Annotated in this window: 8 protein-coding genes and 1 tRNA gene; 5 read left to right on the forward strand and 4 right to left on the reverse strand. The window is 38.8% G+C overall.

Features of this window, described 5'->3' with window-relative positions:
• Window positions 1-253: 253 nt before the first annotated feature.
• The gene (locus tag NO346_RS07260; protein ID WP_256414746.1) at window positions 254-1600 is read right to left on the reverse strand and encodes a DcaP family trimeric outer membrane transporter; all 1347 of its coding nucleotides are present in this window, start codon (window positions 1598-1600) and stop codon (window positions 254-256) included.
• 422 nt (window positions 1601-2022) lie between these two features.
• Here NO346_RS07260 and NO346_RS07265 point away from each other — a divergent pair, with 422 nt between their 5' ends.
• Window positions 2023-2730, forward strand: coding sequence for a nitroreductase (locus tag NO346_RS07265; RefSeq protein WP_005161976.1), 708 nt, complete (start codon window positions 2023-2025; stop codon window positions 2728-2730).
• Window positions 2731-2751: 21 nt separating this feature from the next.
• On the opposite strand, the gene NO346_RS07270 is transcribed toward NO346_RS07265, so the two are convergent.
• Complete coding sequence (locus NO346_RS07270) at window positions 2752-3969, reverse strand: multidrug effflux MFS transporter (RefSeq protein WP_256414747.1); 1218 nt, start codon at window positions 3967-3969, stop codon at window positions 2752-2754.
• 142 nt (window positions 3970-4111) lie between these two features.
• On the opposite strand from NO346_RS07270, the gene yccS reads away from it, so the two are divergent.
• The 4 genes from yccS (at window position 4112) to NO346_RS07290 (ending at window position 10554) form a co-directional block, all read left to right on the forward strand.
• On the forward strand, window positions 4112-6286 hold the full coding sequence (yccS, locus tag NO346_RS07275) for a YccS family putative transporter (protein ID WP_256414748.1): 2175 nt from the start codon (window positions 4112-4114) through the stop codon (window positions 6284-6286).
• A 79-nt stretch (window positions 6287-6365) separates the two neighbouring features.
• On the forward strand, window positions 6366-6950 hold the full coding sequence (locus tag NO346_RS07280) for a YcxB family protein (protein ID WP_005161985.1): 585 nt from the start codon (window positions 6366-6368) through the stop codon (window positions 6948-6950).
• A gap of 157 nt (window positions 6951-7107) precedes the next feature.
• On the forward strand, window positions 7108-9645 hold the full coding sequence (locus NO346_RS07285; protein WP_256414749.1) for a sulfite reductase flavoprotein subunit alpha: 2538 nt from the start codon (window positions 7108-7110) through the stop codon (window positions 9643-9645).
• Between the two features lie 123 nt (window positions 9646-9768).
• Window positions 9769-10554 carry a YdcF family protein gene (locus NO346_RS07290; RefSeq protein ID WP_256414750.1) on the forward strand — a complete coding sequence of 262 codons (786 nt, stop codon included), beginning with the start codon at window positions 9769-9771 and terminating at the stop codon, window positions 10552-10554.
• Between the two features lie 31 nt (window positions 10555-10585).
• Here NO346_RS07290 and NO346_RS14910 read toward each other — a convergent pair whose 3' ends face one another.
• Window positions 10586-11080, reverse strand: coding sequence for a DUF2750 domain-containing protein (locus NO346_RS14910; RefSeq protein ID WP_081399798.1), 495 nt, complete (start codon window positions 11078-11080; stop codon window positions 10586-10588).
• 64 nt (window positions 11081-11144) lie between these two features.
• A tRNA-Val gene (locus NO346_RS07295) sits at window positions 11145-11220 on the reverse strand.
• Between the last annotated feature and the right edge of the window lies 1 nt (window position 11221).

Raw genomic sequence — 11221 nt, forward strand, 5'->3', positions numbered from 1 at the left:
ATTGATGACTTTATTCTCGATAAAAATCATCTCCTACCACAGAGAATCTATAAATAATAGTGCGTAAGTCCTATCTTCTTCCGTTTATTTTATTAGTCTTTTAGACGGTTTTTCCATCGTATAGCTAATAAAATAGTAACTCTCAAAATGAGTGAAAACTCAATCAACTTAATAAAAAGCATACAGTTCTTTGTAAGAACTCAATCAAATAAAGTGATTGGTTTCCACGGATGATTACGTTTACAGGATTAGGCTAGAAGTTGTAGCGAGCCATTGCGCCTACACGGTTATCCTTACCTTTTAGACCATTAAAGGTTTTACGTTCGCCATAGATATATTCCAAACCAAACGTAATCGGAGTAACTGGTGAATACATGATGTTCCACCAACCTTGTTGTAAGGTTTTGTTCTGCGTTGTATCCGCAAATGCTTGTTGTGCAAACTGATTATTATCTTTTGCAAACATTGCACCATACGCTAAAGTACTACGCAATTTAGGGCTAACTTGATAAGTTGTACCAATGGTGAGTGCATCAAACTCATTCAGATTCAACTCAAAACTATTGGGATTTACATTAAAAGCACTATTGGTATAGAGCAAAAACTTACTATCACCTTTTACATGCGAATAATCGATCATCGCTTGTAAAGAATCAGTAAATTTATACTTAGTGCCTACCGCAATACCCCACCCTAGATCAGCATCATCAACTGTTAATTGATTATTATTCTTGTCGTAACTCGCTCTGCTACGCGCTTCTGTTACTAAAACACGGGCTGAAGCCGTACCTTTGCCATCATCAAAATCATATTTTAACTTAGAGGTTAAAGCTGGCGCTCGGTTGTCTTCATTGCCTTTTTCTAAAGCAAGCATATAACTGGTGTCTGGATTAACTTTTCCGCTATAGCGAACCATCGGAGTACGATAAGTACCAATCCCTAAAGGAGAATTGAAATCAATCATTTCTGGCTGTAAATCTGTCGCCAAGAACGTAGATGTGGTTTGACCAAATAACCAATTGTTGAAAGTCATATACGCATGACGGATACGAATCGTATCGTTACTACTACCACCACGAAAATCAATTTCTAATTTCCCACCAACATCTGCTTCTTGAATGGGTGCTTTAAAATCTAGACCTAATCGCGTAACTGTTGCCGTACTATAAAAACGATCACTATTTTTTTCATTGCCTTCGAGATCAACTTTATTGATTCGGTTAAAAATAGCATCGCCGCCTTTTGCCTGATACGAGGCATCGCCACGTAAAAAACCGTATAGCTGTACTTGCGCACCCGAAGCAGAATTAAAACTCAAAGGCGATTTTTGAGCAGCCATCTGAATATTAGATGAAATATTTTGAGTGGATACTGAAGCAACAGTAGTAGATCGCTGGGTATCGTACTGCGGTACATTATTTTTTTGTTTTGACTGAGGAACATATTGTTCCAATAAAGCTCTTAATTCTTTTACTTCATCTCGAAGTTGTTGAATTTGTTCTTGTTCGCTAGCAGCCTGCGCATTGTTCATCATGAAGGCAGCAATGGTAAACGCCAATCCCTGAACTATGAACGGCTTACGGATGAGAGGTAAACTCATGAGAAGCTCCTGTATTCGTGTATATTTCAACATTTTTCATAAGCATAAAATTGGGTAAATAAATATGCTTATCATAGAAAACTTCCCTCACCTTCTTGGTTAGAAAAGCCCAATCGATTTTTGAAAAGGGCGTATTATGCATAAATTTAGATTATTGTGTGTATTTTTTTATTCCAATCATCATAACGATTTCAGCGTGTATCAATAAATACTATTTCTATTTCATTGTGTTACAAATACATTTCTTTTTCACATAAATATAACAAATTAAAAAATTTTATGGATAATCTCATCTCGTTAATCTTTACTCGACTATTTTTTATTCAAATCTCAATCTACGACTAAAAACCCATCCTCAAATCTATCTTATTACTTTATAGTCTCATTACATGAGAAAGAGCCATAAGCTTAGGAACCTTAAGATGAACATGGAACAAATCCGTTATGTGGATGATGCGATTACAGCCCGTCATTCTGTACGTGCATTTTTAGATACACCTGTTGCAACAGAGACAATCAAGGATATTTTAAATGTTGCCGCTCGTGCGCCATCAGGTACAAACACTCAACCATGGAAAGTTTATGTGGTGACAGGCCAAAAACGCGCCGAGATGATTGAGCGAGTTTGTGCTGCTCAACAAGCACTTTTTCAACAACCAGAACTCGCTGAACAATATCAAGAAACTTTCGCCTACTACCCTGAAACATGGATTTCACCATTTATTGATCGTCGTCGTGAAAATGGTTGGGGACTGTATGGTTTGCTAGGTATTCAAAAAGGCGAAAAAGAAAAAATGGCGGCGCAACAATTGCGTAACTATCAATTGTTTGATGCGCCTGTCGCACTTTATTTTACAGTCAATAAAGCAATGGGAATTGGTTCAAAAATGGATATTTCCATGATGATCCAAAATGTAATGATTGCGGCAAAAGCACGTGGCTTAGATACGTGCCCACAAGCCGCATGGAATCATTTTCATCCCATCGTTTTAGAGGTATTAGATGCCCCAGAAGATGAAGAATTAGTATGTACCGTTGCCTTAGGTTATGCTGATCCTGATCATATCGTAAACACCTTCATTACTCCCCGCGAACCCGTAGAAAACTTTACAGTATTTTTAGACCAGTAAATTGTTTAAATAACAGTATCTCTATGCAGAGGTACTGTTTTGTAGCTGTTTTCCAACTTTTAAAATTGCAAACAAACCTGCGCTAGTAAACATTAACATCATAATGCCCATATTGAGGCTCGCTTTCCATAACAAGAAATTTAAAATCACACCACCTAATAAACCACATGCAAACTGCATACTTCCCATAATCGCACTCGCAGTCCCAGCACGCGCACCCTGCTTAGACATCGCCAAAGCCATTGCATTAGGACCAGTTAATCCAATACCAGACACAACTAAAAAAAGACCAGACATTAATAACCACAATGGTGCATTCGCCATCAGCCCCGCACTGATGACAGCAACTGCTCCAAAGCATTGAATCGACCCACCCAATCGTAACCGCTGAAAAATACCCATTCGAGTATTTAAGTGCTTATTGATTGAGGACATCAACATAATTCCAGCTGCATTAAATGCAAATGCATAAGAAAACTGTTGCTGAGTCAGTCCGTACTGCCCCATAAAAACGGCTGAAGCAGAGCTGATATAACAAAATAATGCTGCGCCAGTTAAACAACCTGCAAACATTGGCAATCTGAAGCTGTCATCTTTTAGAATTGCAGCATAAAGTGTAGTGACTTGATAAGTTGATAATTTTAAACGGCGTTCAATAGCTAATGATTCTTTAAAGAAGAAATGTATACACAACCAGCAGATCACACCAATCATTGCTAGCGTCAGAAAAATAGCCTGCCATGGGAAAAAAGTCAGAATCCATGCACCAAACATCGGGGCTAGAATAGGCGCAAGCCCCATTACGATCATCATGCTTGAAAAGGCTTGAGCTGAACCTTGCATGTCTAAGCGATCACGTATAGCTGCTCTCGCAATCACAACACCAACACAACCACCTAAAGCCTGAAAAATTCGTGCAGCAATCAAAGCCCATTCATTTGTCGTAAACGCACAAGCCAAACTTGCAATCACATAAAGGCTAAGCCCAAAATATAAGGGAGGCTTGCGCCCAATACGATCACTCACAGGTCCATAAATTAATTGACCTATGGCTAAACCCAAAAAGTAAGCAGGTAATGTATTTGCAATCATTTGGGTACTTACCCCAAACTCATTTGCCATTTGGGGCAATGCGGGTAAATACATATCAATAGACAATGGACCGAGTGCTGTCAACAAAGCAAGTAACAAAATCCATGCTGTTGAATACTGACGCTGATTCGATTGTTCTACCTGCATAATCCTCTACTTTTCAAGTTTATTTATTTTTCTAAGCTTAGCATCCTCACCATATTTGTGCATAATATTAGAGTCTGCTGATACCTGAAAAATGTTAACAGGCATGATCATAAATTGATTGCCGAATATAAAAGGACAACCATTGAATCCTTGGCTCGCACGTTTAAAACAAACCACCTATAACACCACGTTAATGTATAACGTACGTATGCTGATTGCTTTCGCAGGAACAGCATTCGTTCCTTATCTTTTAAATTTTCAACTTGCGACGATTCCACTGACTTTAGGCGTTGTTGCGGCAGCAATTAGTGATATTGATGATCGCTTTTCTGTCCGTATTCAGAATCAGATTTATACCTATATTGGATTTTTTATCACAGCTGCATCGGTTCAATTGTTATTCCCCTACCCAATTATTTTTGCAGTTGGATTAATTGTTTCCTGTATTGGATGGATTTTATTAGGCTCTTTGGGGCGGCGTTATGCAACGATCGCTTACGGATGTTTAGTGATTTCTGTCTATACCATGCTCGGTGTACACTTATTTGAACAATGGTATTTACAACCAGCATTCTTAGTTTTGGGAGCCGCTTGGTATGGATTACTTTCAACAATCAGTTTCTTGTTGTTCCCTGTACGAAAAGTACAAGACCAACTTTATGCATCCTATAATGCTTTAGGTAGTTTTTTATTTGCTAAATCAAACTTATTTGATGTGGACATGACTCCATCCAGTTATCAACAAAGTATGATTGATATTGCATTAGAAAATGGCAAATTGGTGGCGATTTTTAATGATATGCGAATGTCACTGTTAACCCGCTTAAAAGGTGACCGCGGTCAGAAAGATACACGTCGCAGTCTACAATACTATTTCATCGCACAAGATATTCATGAACGTGCAGACTCCGCACATATTGATTATCAAAAGCTAGCGAAAGTATTTCAACACAGTGATATTTTATTCCGTTTTCAACGCATTCTCACGATTCAGGGTAAAGCCTGTCAGGATTTAGCCCAATCAATTTTAAGCCGTACCCCTTATGTGCATAACAAACGCTTTAAACACAGCTTTGAAAATTTAAGAGTTTCCTTAGAAAAATTAAGAGAAGATGGACTTTACGATCAAGTTCGCATCAATGCATTATTTGCACTCTATCAAAATCTTAAATCGATTGATGCACAATTACAGAATTTAGAAACAGAAAGAAATCTGAAATTAATCAATGCACAACAAGCAGAAAATCAACTAAAAGATGATGATTTAAAAGGTTGGAATGATATTCTAGTCCGTGTTAAACAACATTTAACCCCTGAGTCTGTGTTATTTCGCCATGCGGTTAGACTTTCAATCGTGTTGTTTATTGGTTATGTCTTTATTCAAGTAACCCATATTGCTTACGGTTACTGGATTTTGCTCACAGCATTGTTTGTTTGCCAACCTAACTTTAATGCTACCAAACGCCGCTTATATTTGCGAATTGTTGGAACCCTAATCGGTATTATCGTGGGGCTAACCATCATCTATTTTATTCCTTCGGTTGAAGGGCAACTGGTGATGTTAGTTCTTAGTGGCGTATTATTTTTAGAACTTCGAAGTAAACAGTATGCTCAAGCAACAGCTTTTATTACGATTCTCGCTTTAATTAACTTTAATCTAGATGGTTCTGCATTTGCGGCAGGTTTCCCACGCTTTATTGATACCTTGATCGGCTGTGCCTTGGCGTGGTTTGGGGTCAGTTTCATTTGGCCAGATTGGAAATTCCGCAGGCTACCTCGCTCGATCCAACGTTCTTTACAAGCCCAATGTACCTACTTAGCAGAAGTAATTGAGCAATATCACCAAGGTCGTAATAATGCATTAAATTATCGTGTAGTTCGCCGCGCTGCGCACAATACTGATGCAGAAGTTGCTTCTCTCATTTCCACGCTTGCCACAGAACCCAATATTGAATCTACTCAGAAAACTTTGGCTTTTGAGTTTCTATGCTTAAGTCATACTTTTTTAAGCTATATCGCTGCACTTGGAGCTCATCGCGAACAAATTCAAGATCAAGAGGTTCTAGCCCTGCTCGATCAAGCATTAGATGATATTCAAGGTGCTCTGCTTAGAGATGAAGTCCCTGATTTATCTGCACAAAATATGATGCAAACCATACGCGAGCATTTAAATCGCAATGATGAAAACAATCAAAAATCTCTGATTATTTTACAGCAGCTTTCACTTATGCTTAGCATATTAACCCGTTTAAGTATGCTCAAACAAAGTCTCAGTCACGAACCGAACGAAGATGGCACTGAGTTTGCTTCTCTTTAATTTATCCGCCATTGGCATAATATCTTTGAGTGCCATTTGGTGTTAAACTTAACTTAGTTCTAAACTCATTTTTTAAACTATGACCGCCAAAACGCTATACGCTTATACGCTACAACCTGTTCCTTACGAAGTCTCTGAAGCTGAACAACGTCAAGCTCAACTGATGATTTGGCGTAGTACCAATAAATTCAGTAAAAAAGCATGGATGATTATGATTGCACTTGTGGTGCTTTCATTGGTTTCAGCAGGACTGATTAAGTATTATTCAACCTACTCAACTGTATTGTGTTGGGTTGTGATTATTGCTGTGATCCTTTTTTATCTTGTGAAAAAGTTTGGTCTTGAATGGTACGTTAAACGCAAAATGACAGAATTTCCGGTTCAAGAGATTAAAGGTCTTCGTTTAGGCGTACAACCCCATGGTATTGTGATGCGCCAGAAAGTTGGATTACAAGAAGGTACTGCGACCATTGGCTGGAAAGACATTTACGAATGGTACAACTCTCCAGAGTTTATTTTAGTCAATTTCAAAGTAAAAACACCAAAAGGCGAACAACAACAAGGTGCTTACATCCTACCTAAGCGTATGGATTCTAAGAATTTCCCTTTTAACACGGTACGTAAACATTTAAATGAAGTTGTAGGCGCACCAAAGTCAATTTAACACCTATGATTCTAAAAACCTCTCGAAATGAGAGGTTTTTTCAACCCCATAAAATAAATGAGAATCAAAATCAATATTACCTACAAAATCCATATTATGTTCGTATTCTTGAGTTATAATTTTTGACATAAATTTCATTATCTTTTCATTTTTGACCATGTCTAAAAAAGTCTTTTTCCAAATCCATTGGTTTTTAGGGATTACTGCAGGGCTTATACTTTCTTTAATGGGAGTAACCGGTGCAATTTATTCTTATGAACAGCAAATTTTAAAATGGCTCAACCAAGATAGCTATGTCGTTGAGGCTGCTCAAACACCAAAACTTAGCCCTGCCCAGTTATACCAACATTTCAATCAGCAACAACCCGAAATTGAAATTAACAGCATTACTATTGCTGCCGACCCAACAGCATCTTCTACCGTCAATATTAAAAAAGAAGGTGCGCGTCGTGGTTATAACATGATGGTCAATCCATATACAGCCGAAGTCTTACCTGACATTAAAGGTCGTGATACCTTTCAATTTATTCAGCGTTTACATCGCAATTTAACCGCTGGGGAATTGGGAGCGCAAATCACAGGTGCTTCTACGCTGATGCTGATTTTCTTTGTATTGAGTGGCATCTATCTACGCTTTCCAAAGAAACATAGCATTAAACAATGGCTGTTTATTAAACCAAAACTAAAAGGTCGTAATTTTATTTGGGACCTACATGCAGTGGTGGGAACTTGGGTCATTGTGTTTTATCTACTGTTTGCTTGCACTGGCTTATATTGGTCTTATGACTGGTGGCGTGCAGGTATGTTCAAGGTCATGGGGGTTGAACAGCCACAACGTAATCAACAAAATAATGAACATGGCAAAGATAAACAACCTAAGCTGACAAATGCACAGCTTAATACTATCTTGACGCAAACATGGACTGGGGTAAATGCCCAGATTGGTCGTGAATACTCAAGTTTAACCCTGAATATTCCCAAAAATGCGGATGCCAAAGTTGAACTCTCTTTTGTCGATGCCATTCCTCAACATGAACGTGCACGTAACCAAGCGATTTATAACTATCAAGACAATAAATTTGAAAAATTTGAACTTTATGAAGACAAGAAGCTCAATGAAAAAATCATGAGCAGCATGCTGCCTGTGCATCGCGGCAGCTTCTTTGGTTCGACTTATCAATTTATTGCCATGCTAGCATCATTGGCTATGCCTCTGTTCTTTGTAACGGGTTGGATGTTGTATCTAAAACGTCGCAAGCAGAAAAAGCTGACCCAAGCGGCACGTCAATCACTCAACGCACAGCAGATTGATCCAAATGCCAAGCCTTGGCTGATCACTTATGCGACGCAAACAGGTGTGGCTGAACAACTAGCATGGCGTACTGCGACTAGCTTGCAGGAAGCACAACAGCCAACGATGGTTAAACCGATTCAGCAACTGACTGAACAAGACTTACAACAAGCATCACAGGTTTTATTTGTAATCAGCACATATGGCACAGGTGAAGCACCTGATCTTGCAACAAGTTTTAGCAAAAAACTGATGCAACAAAAGCTAGAGTTAGCTCATATGCAATACGCAGTGCTTGCATTAGGATCAAGAGAATATCCTGACAGCTATTGCAGCTTTGGTTATGCCGTTGATGCATGGTTAAAACAATGCAAGGCACAACCATTATTTGACTTGATCGAAGTAGATAATGCCAATAGCAATGATATTCAACGCTGGAATCAAGCGCTTTCGGTGGTGACTAAGCATGAACTACATGCCATGAATATAGAGAAAGTGTTTGACCAGTGGACTCTCGCTGAACGCACATTGCTCAACCCTAATAGCTTAGGACAAGCAGCCTATAATATTGAACTTCGTTCCGTTTCTGATATAACTTGGCATGCTGGCGATATTGCAGAAATTCAGCCTGCCAATTGCTTAACCGACATTCAGGATTTCTTAATCAAGTATCAGATTCCAACACACAGTGTCGTTGAATCATTGAACCAAGAGATTGAACAGCTCCTGTGGAATAGAAACCTACGAGTTGAGATTCAGCCATTTAGTACACTTGAAGATTTACTTGAACAACTACCCACCCTACCTACACGTGAATATTCGATTGCCAGTATTCCTTCGCAACAACTCCTAAGACTGGTGGTTCGTCAAAAACGTGATGAACAGAATCAACTTGGTCTTGGCTCAGGTTGGCTCACTGAATTTGCTCAGTTGCAGCAGACCATTGCCCTGCATATTCGGACCAATGAGTCCTTCCATCTGATTGACGATAACCGTCCAATTATCTGTATTGGTAATGGCACAGGCATTGCAGGCTTGATGAGTTTATTACAGCAACGTAATCGACAAAACTATACAGCCAATTGGCTGATCTTCGGTGAACGTCAACGCAAACATGATTTCTTTTATCAAGAAACCATTCAAGCGTGGTTGAATATGGGAAGCTTGCAACGTTTGGACCTCGCCTTCTCTCGTGATCAGGAACAACGCATCTATGTACAAGATATTTTGAGAAGCAATGCTGATGAACTGATCACATGGATTGATCAAGGTGCGGTGATTTATGTCTGCGGTAGTATCGAAGGCATGGCTTCAGGAGTCGATCAAGCATTGACAGATATTCTCAGCGAAGAAAAACTAGATGAATTAAGACAAGCTGGACGTTATCGTCGAGACGTTTATTAAACCCTTTTGATATCTAAAAACGAGTGCCAGCCACTCGTTTTTTTCATCAAAACATAAGAGAATTTGCCTTTCTTAGAATTTTGCATACACTGAGCACGATTCAAATTGACTACAATTAAGATTATGCAAATAAGTTCATGGGTTCGTCTTGTTTTAGCCCTTATCGGTTCAATTCTGTTCTTAGATGGCGCTATTCTAATCGCCTTTAAAAAGATTCATATTGGAACAGTACTACCGCTACTACTTGGGCTATTTTTTTGTCTCTATGCTTATTTCTATTATCATATCGAACGTTTCTTCTTCTATCATTTTCGTCTGCATTCAATTTGGCGCTTCGGCTGGTTGTGCTTTTGGATTTGGGTCGTTAGCTTAGGCTATTTCTTTAATTACATTTCAGACAATAATACCAAAACTCAAAATATCCCTACGGTTAAAGCCATTATTGTGTTAGGCAGTGGCGTTGAAAATGGACAACCTTCTGCCACATTGGCGAAACGCTTAGAGCGTGCTGCCCCTGTAGCTTTCGCACAACCTCATGCCAAATTAGTCATGACAGGTGGTATTGATTTTGGTGAAACTGATAGTGAAGCGATTGTCATGTCACGTTATGTACAGCAGCACTATCATATTCCTGCCTCACAGATCATCTTGGAAGATAAAAGCACGAGTACGGAGCTAAATCTTAGAAATAGCCAACACTTATTACAGACACAACAGATTGACATCCATCAACCGATCGCGATTGTAACCAGCGATTTCCACACATTACGCGCCGCCGCCATCGCGAAGAAACAAGGCTATCGTAATATCATTATGCTTGGCGCAACGACACCAGTGACCACACGCTATAATGCATGGTTGAGAGAATACTTTGCTTATGCCAGTGGTTGGCTTCTGAATGAATATTGATTGGGGTTGTCCCCCAATCAATTTATCTCATTTAATTGTGTAGACGAATATCTCTAGGCAAAGGTAACTTTAACTCAGCAAATACATCTGGTCGTTGTAAATAAATTTGGTAAAGGAAATTTTTAATATCCAATAAAAAAGTATCAGGTGAAACCAATAGATTGTTACCCTCTGGGGTAAGGTCTAAAGATAGAATCGTATTATTTTCTTTTAAAAAAGGAATCATCTTTTCAATGAAAACCCACAGTGATACTTCCTGAATCTCGTATTTAGCCCAATTATCTTTAATCAATAATTTTGCCAAACCTTTATTTTGCCAAATCGATAATGCGTGTTGACCAGATGGGGTTGAACATAAGGCCCACCCATCATGATAAAGCGCAATAACTTGCCTTTGTATAATAATATTTTGAATAAATTGACGATAAATATCTTTTGGTGAGGAACTAGAATTTGTTGTTTGTGATTTCGACGCAGCCTTGCGTTGATATGGATTTTTCATAAAATAGTTCAATATTAGAATCATTATTGACGCTAATAATAAAACAATTCTATATAAATTACAAGGACTTGAACTAGAAGAAAAATTATGGTGGGCGCTGACGGGATCGAACCGCCGACATTCTGCTTGTAAGGCAGACGCTCTACCAACTGAGCTAAGCGCCCT

Origin of the sequence: Acinetobacter sp. 5862, assembly GCF_024494585.1 — a bacterium.
Lineage (GTDB): Bacteria > Pseudomonadota > Gammaproteobacteria > Pseudomonadales > Moraxellaceae > Acinetobacter.

Bases quoted from the DNA above. Each gene is read 5' to 3' on its own strand.
- NO346_RS07260 (WP_256414746.1), bottom strand. From the start codon at position 1,600: ATGAGTTTACCTCTCATCCGTAAGCCGTTCATAGTTCAGGGATTGGCG.
- NO346_RS07265 (WP_005161976.1), top strand. From the start codon at position 2,023: ATGAACATGGAACAAATCCGTTATGTGGATGATGCGATTACAGCCCGT.
- NO346_RS14910 (WP_081399798.1), bottom strand. From the start codon at position 11,080: ATGATTCTAATATTGAACTATTTTATGAAAAATCCATATCAACGCAAG.
- NO346_RS07270 (WP_256414747.1), bottom strand. From the start codon at position 3,969: ATGCAGGTAGAACAATCGAATCAGCGTCAGTATTCAACAGCATGGATT.
- NO346_RS07290 (WP_256414750.1), top strand. From the start codon at position 9,769: ATGCAAATAAGTTCATGGGTTCGTCTTGTTTTAGCCCTTATCGGTTCA.
- NO346_RS07280 (WP_005161985.1), top strand. From the start codon at position 6,366: ATGACCGCCAAAACGCTATACGCTTATACGCTACAACCTGTTCCTTAC.
- NO346_RS07285 (WP_256414749.1), top strand. From the start codon at position 7,108: ATGTCTAAAAAAGTCTTTTTCCAAATCCATTGGTTTTTAGGGATTACT.